At 61.7% G+C, this 14,143-nt stretch carries 11 protein-coding genes; 5 read left to right on the top strand and 6 right to left on the bottom strand.

The annotated features are described in order from the left end of the window. Positions 1–110: 110 nt before the first annotated feature. The 6 genes from HKK53_RS22770 to pilG form a co-directional block, all read right to left on the bottom strand. Complete coding sequence (locus tag HKK53_RS22770) at positions 111–569, bottom strand: chemotaxis protein CheW (RefSeq protein ID WP_169372680.1); 459 nt, start codon at positions 567–569, stop codon at positions 111–113. Further along, positions 562–6,456 carry an Hpt domain-containing protein gene (locus HKK53_RS22765; RefSeq protein ID WP_169372679.1) on the bottom strand — a complete coding sequence of 1,965 codons (5,895 nt, stop codon included), beginning with the start codon at positions 6,454–6,456 and terminating at the stop codon, positions 562–564. The genes HKK53_RS22770 and HKK53_RS22765 overlap by 8 nt, the downstream gene beginning before the upstream one ends. Before the next feature lie 38 nt (positions 6,457–6,494). Then, a complete protein-coding gene (locus tag HKK53_RS22760) occupies positions 6,495–8,552 on the bottom strand; it encodes a methyl-accepting chemotaxis protein (protein ID WP_169372678.1) in 2,058 nt (685 codons plus the stop codon). Between the two features lie 217 nt (positions 8,553–8,769). Then, on the bottom strand, positions 8,770–9,309 hold the full coding sequence (locus HKK53_RS22755) for a chemotaxis protein CheW (protein WP_169372677.1): 540 nt from the start codon (positions 9,307–9,309) through the stop codon (positions 8,770–8,772). A 10-nt stretch (positions 9,310–9,319) separates the two neighbouring features. Then, positions 9,320–9,685 carry a twitching motility response regulator PilH gene (gene pilH / locus HKK53_RS22750; protein ID WP_027926574.1) on the bottom strand — a complete coding sequence of 122 codons (366 nt, stop codon included), beginning with the start codon at positions 9,683–9,685 and terminating at the stop codon, positions 9,320–9,322. A 57-nt stretch (positions 9,686–9,742) separates the two neighbouring features. Next, entirely contained in the window at positions 9,743–10,147 is a 405-nt protein-coding gene (gene pilG / locus HKK53_RS22745) for a twitching motility response regulator PilG (RefSeq protein WP_111448588.1), read from the bottom strand. Positions 10,148–10,372: 225 nt separating this feature from the next. Here pilG and gshB point away from each other — a divergent pair, with 225 nt between their 5' ends. The 5 genes from gshB (at position 10,373) to pyrR (ending at position 14,132) form a co-directional block, all read left to right on the top strand. Next, entirely contained in the window at positions 10,373–11,326 is a 954-nt protein-coding gene (gene gshB / locus HKK53_RS22740) for a glutathione synthase (protein ID WP_169372676.1), read from the top strand. A 77-nt stretch (positions 11,327–11,403) separates the two neighbouring features. Next, entirely contained in the window at positions 11,404–12,303 is a 900-nt protein-coding gene (locus HKK53_RS22735; protein ID WP_169372675.1) for an energy transducer TonB, read from the top strand. 219 nt (positions 12,304–12,522) lie between these two features. Continuing rightward, a complete protein-coding gene (locus HKK53_RS22730; protein ID WP_169372674.1) occupies positions 12,523–13,095 on the top strand; it encodes a YqgE/AlgH family protein in 573 nt (190 codons plus the stop codon). Then, complete coding sequence (ruvX, locus tag HKK53_RS22725) at positions 13,095–13,532, top strand: Holliday junction resolvase RuvX (RefSeq protein ID WP_005792259.1); 438 nt, start codon at positions 13,095–13,097, stop codon at positions 13,530–13,532. Before HKK53_RS22730 ends, ruvX begins: the two co-directional genes overlap by 1 nt. 96 nt (positions 13,533–13,628) lie before the next feature. After that, entirely contained in the window at positions 13,629–14,132 is a 504-nt protein-coding gene (pyrR, locus tag HKK53_RS22720; RefSeq protein WP_169372673.1) for a bifunctional pyr operon transcriptional regulator/uracil phosphoribosyltransferase PyrR, read from the top strand. Positions 14,133–14,143: the final 11 nt, after the last annotated feature.

Here is a 14,143-nt window from a genome sequence, read left to right as displayed (position 1 = left end):
ATCGTTCCCACGCGCAGCAAAGGAATGCAGCCCGGGACGCTCTGCGTCCCATTCGAGAGCTGGAACGCGGAGCGTCCCTTGAGGCATTCCTTTGCTGCGCGTGGGAACGATCAGTGGGTTAGGCCGGCAGTGATCAGCAGTTCTTCCAGCGCCAGCAAATCCGGCACCTTCGCCACCTGCTCCCCGATCTGCACCGCCGCCTGTTCCAGCGGACACAGCGGCACATCCACATAGCTCAACTGGCTATCGAGCTTGTAAGACCGCGGAATCCCCTGCACCAGCAGGGCAATGAACTTCAACTCCGGTCGCCCGCCCAGTGCATTGAGGATAACGATCCGTACGCGCTCGCCAATCACCACTTTCTGGCCACACGCCGACTCAAAACTGAGCAACGGAATCTGCCGATCCCGCCACGTCACCAGCCCCAGATACCACGGCGGTGTATCAAGGTCGAACGCCGCCGGCTGATAGTCGATCAGCTCCGCAACCGCGACGTTGGGCAGGATCAAATTGCGATCCGCCAAGGGCAGCAACAGCCCGGTGAGGTTGCTGGTGCGATGCTCAAGCATGGGTTCTGCTCCACAGGGCGATGCTTTCGAGCAGCACCGATTCCTGATATGGCTTGCCGAGGTAGTCGTTGACGCCGATGGCCATCGCACGGTCGCGGTGTTTTTGGCCGGTGCGCGAGGTGATCATGATGATCGGCAGGTGTTGCAGGCGTTCGTCGGCGCGCACCTGAGTGGCGACTTCGAAGCCGTCCATGCGCGGCATTTCGATGTCCAGCAGCATCACGTCGGGCAGGTGATCTTCGAGCAGCAGCATGGCATCGACCCCGTCCTTGGCGGTCAGCACGTTCATGCCGTGGCGTTCAAGCAAACGGCTGGTGACCTTGCGCACGGTCACCGAGTCGTCCACCACCAAAACCAGCAATGGCTTGTGCGGCTCGGCTTCGACATCCTGAGTCACCGGTCGTTGTGGCACACGGGCCTGCATCGCGCGGATCGGCGCGAGCAAATCAAGAATCAGCACCACGCGGCCATCCCCGAGAATCGTCGCCCCGGACAAGCCCTGCACCGCCGCAAATTGCGGGCCGAGGCTCTTGACCACGATCTCCCGGGTGCCGGCCATGGAGTCCACCTGCACCGCGATGTGCCGCTCGTTGCATTGCACCAGCAACACCGGCAACGGCAGGCTCTGGCCCAGCAGTTTCGGGCGGGTGCTGGTTTTCAGCAGTTCGCCGAGGTAGCACAGTTCGTAGTGCTGCCCGGCGTATTTGTAGGTCGGCGGATCGAGGCGGTAATGGCCTTCGAGTTCGTTGGGCAACACGCGGACGATGCCGTCGATGGTGTTCAGCGGGATCGCGTATTGATCATCAAAGCACTGCACCATCAGCGCCCGGTTGACCGACACGGTAAACGGCAAGCGAATGCGAAAATGCACGCCCTGCCCCGGCACAGAATCGATAAACATGCTGCCACCAAGCTGCCGCACCTCTTCATGCACCACGTCCATACCCACGCCACGCCCGGAAATCTGGGTGATTTTTTCGGCGGTGGAGAACCCCGGTTGCAAGATGAATTGCAGCACGTCGCGGTCGCTGATGTCGCTGTCCGGCGCGAGCATGCCGCGCTTGATCGCCTTGCGCCGCACCGCGTCCAGCGGCACGCCGGCGCCGTCGTCGCGGATGTCGAAAATGATGTCGCCACCCTCTCGCGACAGATCAAGGGTGATGCGGCCCTGAGCCGGTTTACCCGCCGCGATCCGCACGTCGGCAGACTCCAAGCCATGATCCACGGCGTTACGCAGCATGTGTTCCAGCGGCGCGGCCATGCGTTCCAGCACGTTGCGATCCATCTCGCCTTCAGCGTTGCCGACGACGAATTCCACGTCCTTGCCCAACTCGCCGGACACCTGGCGGACGATGCGTTTCAAACGCGGCAGCATCCGTTCGAACGGCACCATGCGCGTGCGCATCAGGCCTTCCTGCAATTCGGTGTTGATGCGGCCCTGCTGTTGCAGCAGGTTTTCCGCGTCCTGATTGGTCCGGTCGAGGGTTTCCTTGAGGTCGAGCAAGTCGGAGGCGGATTCGAACAAGGCGCGGGACAGTTGCTGCAATTGCGAGTGGCGGTCCATTTCCAGCGGATCGAATTCTTCGTAGCCCAGGCGTTCGGCTTCGACTTGCTGACGGCTGAGAATCCGCCCTTGGGTTTCGGTATCGAGCCGGCGCAACTGATCGCGCATACGCTCGATGGTGGTTTCCATCTCGCTCAGGGCCACGCGGGCGTCGTTGACCTGTTGCTCGATACGGCCACGGAAGATCGAGGTTTCCCCGGCGAGGTTGACCAGATCGTCCAGCAGTTCTGCCGAAACCTTGACCATGTCCGCGCCGGCATCCGGTGCCGGTGTTTCAACCTTAACCGTAACGGGCGCAACGACCGGCGCTTCGGGCACCGCCGGATGGCTGAAGTTCTTGATCGCATCGATCAGCCGATCTGCCGGCGGGCAAGGTTGCCCGGCGCGGGTAGCGTCGAGCATCTGCGCCAGTCGGTCGTGGCTGCTTTGCAACAGCGTGAACAGCGGCGCCGTCGGTTGCAGCACACCCGCCGACAGGCCTTCGTAGAGGAATTCCAGTTCATGGGCCAAATCGCCAATCGGGGCGATTTCCACCATCCGCGCGCCGCCCTTCAGCGTGTGCAAATCCCGCAGCAGGGTTTCCACTTCCTGGCGATTCGACGGCTCGGCCTGCCAGCGCACCAGCGCCGCGCCAGAGTTTTCGATGATGTCGAAACCTTCTTCAAGGAAGATCTCCAGCAGCTCAGGGTCATGCCCCGGCGAATCATGTTCGTGGGCCGGTTCGACCGGTTCCGGCGTGCCGGTATTGCCCTGGCGAAAGGTGCGAATGGCTTCAATCAGTTCGTCGGGATCGCCCAACGGCTTCTGGCTCTGCAACTGTTCAAGCAGCACCGCCAAGCGGTCATGGCTGGTTTGCAGCAACCGCGCCAGTGCTTCGCTGTGGCTAAAACGGCGATCAACCAAACCTTCGTAAAGGTTTTCCAGTTCATGGGCCAGGTTACCGACCGCCTCGACCTCGGCCATGCGCGCGCCGCCCTTGAGGGTGTGCAAATCCCGCTGCAAGGACGACAACGGCGCGGCGTTGTCCGGGTCGCTCAGCCAGCGCTGCAAAGCCTGGCCGGCGCTTTCGAGGATATCCACCGCTTCTTCAAGGAAGATCGAAACGATCTCATCGTCGTGTTCAATCTGCGTCGCTGTCTGTGAAAGCTCAGCGGTGGCAGTGCCCAGTTCACGAATGCTCAAACTACGGCTGCCGTCACTACGAATCAGACCCATGGCCGACGGGTCGAGACTCGTATCGAGCAGACCACGCAAGGCCCGGATCCGCTCCGGTTGCGGGCTGACTTCCTGGCCAGCAGCCAGTTCGTCGAGCATGTTGATCAGCGCTTCGTGGGCACTTTGCGCTTCATGGAAAAACTCGTCGCTAACCGCCAGGCTGCTCTCTTCCACCGCGCCATACAGGTCGAGCAAGGCTTCGCACAGTTCATCCACCGGGTGCAGATCGGCCAGGTGCGCGCCTTCGCCGAGGGTGGTCAACTCGTCCAGCAATGCGCTGAGTTCCTGACGTTCGCCGGGGTGTTGCTGCCAGCGCCGCAGCAGGCTTTCCGCGTCGAGCAGGATGTCCATGCCTTGGGCGAGGAAGTTGTTGATCAGTTGTGGATCACGCTTGATCCGCAAGCCCCGGTTCGGCGCGCTGAGGATGGCTTCCAGGCGTTCGTCCAGCAGGGTTTGCGTGCGCTCGATCAACGAACGGGCGCCAGGAATCTCGGCCAACGGATCAGTCTTTAGCTGACGCAAGCCGAGGCGGAACAGCCCTTCGGCTTCCAGCAGCAATTCGACTTCATCCAAGTCCAGCGCAATCAGGTGCGCCTTGTACTCGCGGGCCAAGTGATCCAGCGGCGCGGCGAGTTCGGCAATCGGCAACACGCCAGCCATCGAGGCGCTGCCCTTGAGCGTATGCAAGGCACGCTGCAACTCGTCGCTGGCTTGCAGCGGCACATGCTCGGCGGCTTGATCGAGGTAGCGATTGAGGCTGGCGAGGTGGGTTTCGGCTTCGTTGCGAAAGATCTCCAGCAACAACGGATCGAGAGCGGCGACGTCCTGGGTGTCCTCGTCGGACAGCGTTGCATCGCCCTTGGCCAAGGCGTGAGCCCGGGCGGCGAAGCGGTCCACATCGTCGCGCTGGCGCTGGGCATTGCCGGCAAAATCGGTGATCAGTTCCGGCAGCAGGTTCAGGGCGTCGGTCAGCAGTTGTTGCACCGCCGGCCCAGGTTCCACGCTGTGCTCCAGCACGCGGTTGAGCAGGTTTTCCACGGCCCAGGCCAGCTCACCGAGCACCAACGCGCGGACCATTCGGCCGCTGCCTTTCAAGGTGTGGAAGGCGCGACGCAGTTCGCTCAAGGCAGCAGTGTCGCCCACGTTGGCCGACCAGCGCGGCAAGTATTCGCGCAGCACTTCCAGAACTTCGTCGGTTTCTTCGAGGAACACTTCCCGCAGTTCATCGTCCACCGGTTCTTCGCCCACTGGCGGCGGTAACAGGCTGCCCGGGGTGTTCAGGGCGGGCGGGTTGACGGCGGACACCGGGCTGGCCAATACAGCGGCCAGGGATTGCACAGTTTCGGGATCGTCCAGCTCCTGAAGGTCTTGCATGACCTGGGCTTCGTTGGGGCTGAGCACGTCTTCCAGCACCGGTACGAGTTTTTCGCTGGGAAAAAACCCGAGGGCGGCCAGGCTGTTTTCCGCGACATCGAGCAGGTGTTCGCCCGCCTCTTGCGGGTCGTCGTTCAGACGTTCCAGGTAATACTCGATGCTGGTGATGACGTCGGCGAGGCTGTCCAGTTGCTGCCAGCCGGGGTGATCAGTGTCCACCAGCAAGTGCTCGCGGATGAAGCCGTTGCAGGCTTCGATCAGGCTCGCGGCGCGGCTCAGCGGAATCATCGCCAACGCACCACGAACCTGGGTCAGCAATGCCGGCAACGGTTGCAGTTGCTGGCGATCCCAATCGGCATCGATGTAGTCGACGATCATGTCCTTGGCTTGTTGCAGGCAGATCCGCGCTTCGCGGATGACGATCTGATGAATCTGCGTCAGGTCGGTGGTGGGCAGGCGACTTTCTTCCTGGCTCTCCGGCTCCACGGTGCCGACCATCCCGGCCAGCGTCGCTTCGACGTAGAGCAACGCCCCGGCCACGTCCATGAGGATCGCGTCGTTGGGTTCGCGTTGCCCTTGGGCCAGGCTCAACACCACCGCCAGTTGATCGATGATGACCTTGCGCGGCTGGCCAAAACCGAGCACCGCCAGGGTGTCGGCGATTTGCCGCAGCGGCGCCAGCAGGCTTTCCAGGTCGGAGGTGTGCTGGCGATCGCTGCGCACGAACAGGTCCAGGCGTTCCTTGACCCGCACCAGTTCTTCGCACAGGGCGGCGAGCACCGAGCGCATGGCATCGCGGTCGGGGCCGGCGAGGCGTGCGCGTTCTTCGTCGACCATCGCGCTGTCAGGCAGCGCATCGTCCAGTCCGTAGCGATCTTTCATGGTCAGCATCTGCCCGGTGGGATGTTCGGCTTTGGCAATGTAGAACAACAAGCTTTTAAGCAGCTCGGGCGGCGGCGCCTGATTGACCCCGGCCATGCCTTGTTCCAGCAAGCGTTTGAGTTCCTTGTCGGCGTCCTTGAACAGACTACGCAGGGCCGGGCTGTTGGCAATCGCGCCGTTGCGCAGGCCTTCGACCAGCGCCGAAGCGACCTGCCACAACGGGCTCAGCGGCGCGTTACCGCACAACGTTTCAAGCTTGGTGAAGACCTTGGTCAGGTAATCCAGATTCGTCTCGCCATCCTGTTCGCGAAGCAAACCGACCAACGCCATTTGCAACATCTGCCGCAACTTGCGCAGCACATTCGGTAGTTCGGGTGGTTCCAGCAGCGCCAGATCGTCTTGATCCAGCGCCGGCAAGTCCGGCAGTTGCGGGCTGAACAGGCTGGTTTCCGAGAGCAGGCTTTCACCCCGGGCGCTGCGCAGATCGTTGATCAGCGGCAGCACCACCAGCGGCAAGTCGCGGCGGGCGCCTTGCACCCGGTCGAGGTAGATCGGCAACTGCCCCAAGGCCTGTCTTAACAGATGAATGGCTTCATCGCGATGACTGACGCGGTTTTGTTGCAGGGCAGCAGTCAGTTGCTCCATCTCTTCGGCGAGCAGGGCCGCGCCGTAGAACTCGACCATCTGCAAACCGCCGTGGACCTGATGGATGCACGCCAGGCACTCGCCCAGCGCGTAAGTCGCCTGCGGGTCATCCAGCAGTTGCTCCAACGCCTGATGAGCCTGCTTCAGCGTTTCGGCAATCTCGCCTTTGACCCACTCGAGGGCCACATAGTCGTGCCGATCACCCATAACCACTCCACTCTTCATTCTTTACGCCCGCAGGCGGTTCAAGCCTTGTCCGTGGCCGGCTTGGGCTCGGTCGGCAAGGTGAAACCCGACACCGAGCGGCGCAACTGGCTGGCCATTTTCGCCAGGTTGCCGATGCTTTCGGCGGTCGCCGTGGAACCGGACGAGGTCTGCGAGGTGATCTGCTGGATCACGTTCATGGTCAGGGAAATCTGCCCCGCCGACGACGTCTGTTGCTGCGCGGCGTTGGAAATGCTCTGGATCAGCGCCGCCAACGTCTTCGACACGCCTTCGATTTCTTCCAGGGCCACACCGGCATCCTGCGCCAGCCGCGCGCCACGCACCACTTCGGTGGTGGTCTGCTCCATGGAAATCACCGCTTCATTGGTATCAGTCTGGATCGCCCGGACCAGGGTTTCAATTTGTCGGGTCGCGGCGGACGAACGTTCGGCCAAACGCTGGACTTCGTCGGCGACCACGGCAAAGCCGCGCCCGGCATCACCAGCCATCGAGGCCTGGATCGCTGCGTTGAGCGCCAGGATGTTGGTCTGGTCGGCAATGTCGTCGATCAGGCTGACGATGTCGCCGATTTCCTGGGAAGACTCGCCCAGGCGCTTGATGCGTTTGGCGGTGTCCTGGATCTGTTCGCGAATGTTGTCCATGCCGTGGATGGTGTTGTGCACCACCTCGTTGCCCTTGTTGGCGATTTCCACCGAACGCTCGGCCACCGCTGAGGATTCGGCGGCGTTGGCCGAGACCTGATCGATGGACTGCGCCATGTCGTTGATCGCCGTCGAAGCTTCGGAAATCTGCTGCGCCTGATGCTCCGAGGCCTGGGCCAGGTGCATGGCGGTGGCCTGGGTTTCCTGCACGGCGGCGGCGACTTGGCCGGCAGTGAGGTTGATGGTGGCCACCAGATCGCGCAGCTGGTCCACGGAATAGTTGATCGAGTCGGCGATGGTGCCGGTGAAGTCTTCGGTCACCGAAGCAGTCACGGTCAGGTCGCCGTCGGCCAGGTCTTCGATTTCGTCGAGCAGACGCATGATCGCGTTTTGGTTGCGCTCGTTCTTCTCGGCGGTTTCCTGGAGCTGGCGGTTGGTTTCGCGAACCATCACCAGGCCAATGAGGATGATCGACATCAGCGCCAACAGGCCCAGCACGTAGCCGCCGATAGTGTCGGTGTTGCGCCCGCCGGCGAGGTTTTCGAAACCGGTGGCCAGGTGCGAGGCTTCATCGAGCAAGGTTTGCGACAAGGTGAAGATGCTGGTGGCCGATTCGCGGACCTTGAACAGCTCCGGCGAGGTTTCGAGGATTTCATCCACCGAACCGGAGACGAATTCGAACAGTTCGGAGATTTCGGTCAGGCGCGCCCGGGCATCCTTGTCTTCGACCTGGCTGACTTTCAGCGCCGGATTGCCCTGGAGCATGCCGTTGAGCACCAGGCCGAAACGTGCGGCATCGCGGCCGAAGGCGTCGGCGGCTTGCTGGGAGTTTTCGTCGCCGGAGAGCACGGTATTCACGGCACCGAGAATCCGTTCAGCCAGCAATGACTGACGCTGGGCCATGGCGACCTGGGCTGCCGGGGCGCCACGCTGAAGGAGGATTTCGACGACTTTTTCGTACTCGACCTGCAACTGCGGCACGGTTTCGGCCAGGGTCGCGGCGACTTGATGCAGCGACAGCACAGTCTGTTCGCTGGAGAGAATGGCGTCGGTGTTTTTCAGCAGGCGTTCCCAGTCCAGCTGCACGGCGCGCATTTCCGGGCGCACGGTGGACGGCGCGGGCGGCAGGCCGGTGCTCGGGTCGCCTTTCTTCAGGTAACCCCAGCGCTGGGCGAAGTCGTTGCGCGCATCGCTGAGCAACTTGAACGCGGCAGCCTTGCCGGCGGCGGCTTCGGTGGCGTTCTTGGCGATGCGCTGAGACAGCACGCGCAGCTCACCGGCGTGGCCGATGTACTGTTTGTCGTAGGTGGCCTGGGTGTTGAGGTAAGCGAAGTTGGCGAACAGCAGCATGATGAAGATGATCAGCGCGATAAACAGCACGATGATCTGCGAACGGCTGCGCGATCCTTCCGGGGTACCTGTTTTTGCTTTTGTCATCGGTCCTCGCCTGAACAGCTGAATTATCTGTGGCCGCCAATCACTCGACGCCAACGCGATCCCTTGTAGCAGCTGGCGTAGCCTGCGTCCGGCCGCGAAGCGGTCGTAAATCCTGGCGTCGCCGTGTATCTGGAAAACCGCGGAGCCTGATAATGCGAGGGCTTCGCCCTCGAACGCAGCCTTCGGCAGTTGCTACAGAAGAGCAGCGCGTTCGAGCCTACACCGCGACATGCATGAAGTCCTGGGACTGCGCCAACGCAAACGGGCTGAACACTTGCCAGCTCTGTTCACGCTGGAACCGACCCTGGACGAACGCCTCCATCGCGCCGTTCAGCTCATTCGGCGGCACCGTTTCCAGGCTGTCCTGGGCAAAGTGCTGCAAGCCGTAGACTTCATCGACCATCAATCCGGCAAACACGTCTTTGTATTCCACCACCAGCACCCGCCGCTGCTTGCGCACCGCCGACAGCTCATGACCAAAGAAGCCGCAGACATCCATGATCGGCAACAACCGCCCGCGCAGGTTGGCCACGCCTTTGACCCAGGGTTTGACGCCGGGCAGTTGGGTGTAGCGCGGTTCGTGCAGGACTTCGCTGACTTCGCCCATCGGCGCGACGTACCAGTGCTCGCCCAGGCGAAAACCGATGCCGCTCCAGCTGTCCTGTCGCGATGGCTGGGACGGCAAGTCCGCCGCCAGCACGCGGCAACGCTGGTCGATCTGCAGCAGCAGTTCGAAAGCCGTCAGCGACTCGCTCATGGGCGGGCGATCAACCGGCCAGCACGTTGTTCAGGGTCTTGATCAGGGTTTCTTCGTCGACCGGTTTGGTCAGGTAGTCCTTGGCGCCCTGGCGGGTGCCCCAGACCTTGTCGGTTTCCTGATCCTTGGTGGTGATGATGATCACCGGGATGTGCCCGGTGTCCGGGTCTTTGGTCAACTGGCGGGTGGCCTGGAAACCGTTGAGGCCGGGCATGACGATGTCCATCAGCACCGCGTCGGGTTTTTCCTGGCGGGCCAGGGCTACGCCGTCGGCGCCGTTTTCGGCTTTCAACACTTCATGACCGTGCTTTTCCAGCATGCCGGTCAGTTTGTACATTTCAGTCGGCGAATCATCGACGATCAGAATACGTGCCATGGTCTTCCCCATTCTTGTCAACACCGGGCCCGCTGGCCGAGCGTCACTGTGCGTGTCCTACTGCGGCAAAACGGCGGCGAAGCCCGGAACATGGGCCTGGATCGCGTTCAGCAGTTCTTCCTTGCTGAAAGGCTTGGTCAAAAACTGGTCGGAGCCGACGATGCGCCCCTTGGCCTTGTCGAACAGCCCGTCCTTGGACGACAGCATAATCACTGGCGTGGACTTGAACGCACTGTTGTTCTTGATTAAAGCGCAGGTCTGATAACCATCCAGACGCGGCATCATGATGTCGACAAAGATAATGCCCGGGTGATTGTCGGCAATCTTGGCCAGCGCATCGAAACCATCGACGGCGGTGATGACTTCACAGCCCACGTTTTTCAGCAGCGTTTCGGCGGTGCGGCGAATCGTCTTCGAATCGTCGATCACCATGACCTTCAAGGCGCTGGAATGCTGTTCCATAAATGCTCTACCGTCGCCTTTGCGAATCAATTTGTCCGTTTGACGGCTCGAAACCCTTGATACTGAAGGGCCAGCGCGACATGGCGACCTTTTTAGCACAGTCTCCAAATCCAATCTATCGGCCGACCGGTGCAGTGGTTTTTCCTTGACCGGGAACACACTCAGCGCCACTCTGACGCCACTTTTTCGCGTCCTTTCGGACCACCCTATTTCGAGGAAAAACCCATGAGCGTTCGCGTCGGGATTGTCATGGACCCAATCGCCAGCATCTCCTATAAAAAGGATAGCTCGCTGGCCATGCTGCTGGCCGCACAAAAGCGCGGCTGGGAACTGTTCTATATGGAACAGCGGGATTTGTACCAGGGCGAAGGTGAAGCACGGGCGCGGATGCGGCCGCTGAAAGTCTTCGCCAACCCTGAGAAGTGGTTCGAACTGGAAGCCGAGACCGACGCGCTGCTGAGCGATCTGGATGTGATCCTGATGCGCAAGGATCCGCCCTTCGACATGGAGTTCGTTTACTCCACGTACCTGCTGGAGCAAGCCGAGCGCGCGGGCGTGCTGGTGGTCAACAAGCCGCAGAGCCTGCGTGACTGCAATGAAAAGCTGTTCGCCACGCTGTTCCCGCAGTGCACGCCGCCGACCGTAGTCAGCCGCCGCGCCGACGTGTTGCGTGAATTCGCCGCCAAGCACGGTGATGTGATCCTCAAGCCGCTGGACGGCATGGGCGGCACCTCGATCTTCCGTCACCGCGCGGGTGATCCAAACCTGTCGGTGATCCTCGAAACCCTGACCGCGCTAGGCACTCAGCAGATCATGGGCCAGGCCTACTTGCCGGCGATCAAGGATGGCGACAAGCGCATCCTGATGATCGACGGCGAACCGGTGGATTACTGCCTGGCGCGGATTCCGGCCGCGGGTGAAACCCGTGGCAACCTCGCCGCCGGTGGTCGTGGCGAAGCCCGTCCGCTGAGCGACAAGGACCGCTGGATCGCCGCCCAGGTCGGCCCGACCCTGCGCGAAAAAGGCCTGCTGTTCGTGGGCCTGGACGTGATCGGCGAGAGCCTGACCGAAATCAACGTCACCAGCCCGACCTGCATTCGCGAGATTGATAACGCGTTTGGCACCGATATCGGCGGCCTCTTGATGGATGCCATCGATCAGAAGCTCAAGGCCCGTTGATATAGAACAGCCGAGAAACGACCAACATTGCGTTATCATCCGCGGCCTGTGAAAAACGCGATGTTGGTTTTCTTGTTATGACGCTCCCGTCCGATCTGCCCGTTGAACTCGCCCATCGTGGCGTGCGCCCGGCCGATCGCCTCGGTTTTACCCTGTTTCTCGCGGCGTTGATTCACCTGGCCTTGCTGTTGGGCGTCGGCTTTACCATGGTCGAACCCAAGCAGATCAGCAAAACCCTGGAAATCACCCTCGCTACCTTCAAAAGCGAAACCAAGCCCAAGAAAGCCGATTTTCTTGCGCAAGAGAATCAGGAAGGCAGCGGCACCCTGGATAAAAAGGCGATTCCCAAGACCACCGAGGTCGCGCCGTTCCAGGACAACAAGGTGCAGAAAGTCACCCCTCCGCCGGCAGCCAAGCCTGAAGTGCCGGAAGCCGCGCCCAAGGCGTCCGTGACCACCGTCGCGCCGAAGCCGAAAAAAGCCCCGGCCAAGAACGAAGAACCCAAGACCCCGCCCAAACCCGCCGTGGCCGCGCCGACGTTTGACAGCTCGCAGCTGTCCAGCGACATCGCCAGCCTCGAAGCGGAACTGGCCAACGAACAACAGCTGTACGCCAAACGCCCGCGCATCCACCGTTTGAGCGCGGCTTCGACCATGCGCGACAAGGGCGCCTGGTATAAGGACGAGTGGCGCAAGAAGGTCGAGCGCATCGGCAACCTCAACTACCCCGATGAAGCGCGGCGCAAGCAGATCTACGGCAACTTGCGCCTGATGGTCTCGATCAACCGCGACGGCTCGCTGTATGAAGTGCTGGTGCTGGAGTCCTCCGGGCAACCGCTGCTGGATCAGGCCGCGCAGCGGATTGTGCGACTGGCGGCACCGTTTTCGCCGTTTACCGGGGATTTGTCGGATATTGATCGACTGGAAATCATCCGCACCTGGAAATTTGCTCGCGGCGACAAATTGTCGAGTAATTAAAGGTTACGCAGTCTGTGTAGCAGCTGGCGAAGCCTGCGTTCGAGGACGCAGTCCTCGCAATCCTGTAAAACGAGGTCATCCTGAAGAAATGATGTATGGCTATTTACGACTGCTTCGCAGCCGAACGCAGGCTTCGCCAGCTGCTACAGGGGCGTACGACACCATTTCCTGTGCATCCCCAGCTTGTCAGTTCGCCCCTCCAACGCCACACTAGCGCTCATGAAGAACGTCAGCCCCAGCTACCTCAAGCATCACTTCCTGATCGCCATGCCACACATGGCCGACCCGAACTTTGCGCATACCTTGACCTACATCGTCGAGCACACGGCCAATGGTGCCATGGGGCTGGTGGTCAACCGTCCGCAAGAACTGAACCTGGCCGATATCCTCGAGCAATTGCGCCCTGACATCGAGCCGCCATTGCTCTGTCAGCATGTGCCGATTTTTATCGGCGGCCCGGTGCAGACCGATCGCGGCTTTGTCCTGCACCCGTCGGGGAAATCCTTCCAGGCGACCGTTGATCTGGAAGGCGAGCTGTCCTTGTCCACGTCCCAGGACGTGCTGTTCGCCATCGCTGACGGCGTCGGGCCGGCGAAAAGCGTGATCACCCTCGGCTACGCCGGTTGGGAAGCCGGGCAACTGGAGGCTGAATTGGCCGACAACGCCTGGCTGACCTGCCCGTACAACGCCGACATCCTCTTCAACACCAGCAGCGAATCACGCCTCGAAGCGGCGGCCCGGCATCTGGGGATCAACCTCAGCCTGCTGACCAGCCAGGCGGGCCACGCCTGATGGCCCTGCGACTGATTCTGGGTTTTGACTACGGCACTAAACAGATCGGCGTGGCGGTCGGCCAGGTGATTACCGGCCAGGCCCGCGAGCTGTGCACCTTGAAGGCGCAAAACGGGATTCCCGACTGGAATCAGGTCGAAGCCCTGATCAAGGAATGGAAACCCGACGCCGTGGTGGTCGGCCTGCCGCTGAACATGGACGGCACGCCCAGCGACATGTGTCTGCGGGCCGAGAAGTTCGCCCGCCGCCTCAACGGCCGCTACAACCTGCCCTTCTATACCCACGACGAACGCCTGACCACGTTTGAAGCCAAGGGCGAGCGGCGTGATCGTGGCGGGCAGAAAGGCAGTTACCGCGACAACCCGGTCGATGCCATCGCCGCCGCCCTGCTGCTGCAAGGCTGGCTCGACGAAAACACCGCACTGTTTGAATCCTGAGCATCGAATCCTGAAGAGCCGCTGCAAGCGACTCTCTATAGCGACAACCCGAGCCAAACCCCGCACGCACCGGCTCGGGCCCAAGAAGGAGCAACCATGAGCCTGCCCAATCCCGCCGAACTGATCAGCCAGATGGCGATCCGTCTCAAGGCACACCTGGAACACCGTGGCATCAGCGAACCGCGCTACATCGGGATTCGTACCGGTGGCGTCTGGGTCGCCCAGGCATTGCTCGATGAACTGGGCAGCGATTCGCCCCTCGGCACCCTGGACGTCTCCTTCTACCGCGACGACTTCAGCCAGAACGGCCTGCACCCGCAAGTGCGCCCTTCGGCTTTGCCGTTCGAGATCGAAGGCCAGGACCTGGTGCTGATCGACGACGTATTGATGAGCGGCCGGACCATCCGCGCCGCCATGAACGAACTGTTCGACTACGGCCGCCCGGCCAGCGTGACGCTGGTGTGCCTGCTGGACCTGGACGCCGGCGAGCTGCCGATCCGCCCGAATGTGGTCGGCGCAACCCTGACGCTGGCCGCCCACGAACGGGTGAAACTGTCCGGCCCGGAACTCAAGCTCGAACTGCAAGACCTCGCCCTTTAATCCGCCCTATT

The sequence above is a fragment of the Pseudomonas sp. ADAK7 genome, from assembly GCF_012935675.1.
Classification (GTDB): Bacteria; Pseudomonadota; Gammaproteobacteria; order Pseudomonadales; family Pseudomonadaceae; genus Aquipseudomonas.
The sequence above is the reverse complement of the archived record's forward strand: the minus strand, read 5'-3'. Positions and strand labels throughout refer to the sequence as shown.

What these genes read in the sequence shown, in the direction of transcription:
- gshB (WP_169372676.1), top strand. Translation starts at nt 10,373, where the DNA reads ATGAGCGTTCGCGTCGGGATTGTCATGGACCCAATCGCCAGCATCTCC.
- HKK53_RS22770 (WP_169372680.1), bottom strand. Translation starts at nt 569, where the DNA reads ATGCTTGAGCATCGCACCAGCAACCTCACCGGGCTGTTGCTGCCCTTG.
- HKK53_RS22765 (WP_169372679.1), bottom strand. Translation starts at nt 6,456, where the DNA reads ATGGGTGATCGGCACGACTATGTGGCCCTCGAGTGGGTCAAAGGCGAG.
- ruvX (WP_005792259.1), top strand. Translation starts at nt 13,095, where the DNA reads ATGGCCCTGCGACTGATTCTGGGTTTTGACTACGGCACTAAACAGATC.
- HKK53_RS22760 (WP_169372678.1), bottom strand. Translation starts at nt 8,552, where the DNA reads ATGACAAAAGCAAAAACAGGTACCCCGGAAGGATCGCGCAGCCGTTCG.
- pilH (WP_027926574.1), bottom strand. Translation starts at nt 9,685, where the DNA reads ATGGCACGTATTCTGATCGTCGATGATTCGCCGACTGAAATGTACAAA.
- pilG (WP_111448588.1), bottom strand. Translation starts at nt 10,147, where the DNA reads ATGGAACAGCATTCCAGCGCCTTGAAGGTCATGGTGATCGACGATTCG.
- HKK53_RS22730 (WP_169372674.1), top strand. Translation starts at nt 12,523, where the DNA reads ATGAAGAACGTCAGCCCCAGCTACCTCAAGCATCACTTCCTGATCGCC.
- HKK53_RS22755 (WP_169372677.1), bottom strand. Translation starts at nt 9,309, where the DNA reads ATGAGCGAGTCGCTGACGGCTTTCGAACTGCTGCTGCAGATCGACCAG.
- pyrR (WP_169372673.1), top strand. Translation starts at nt 13,629, where the DNA reads ATGAGCCTGCCCAATCCCGCCGAACTGATCAGCCAGATGGCGATCCGT.
- HKK53_RS22735 (WP_169372675.1), top strand. Translation starts at nt 11,404, where the DNA reads ATGACGCTCCCGTCCGATCTGCCCGTTGAACTCGCCCATCGTGGCGTG.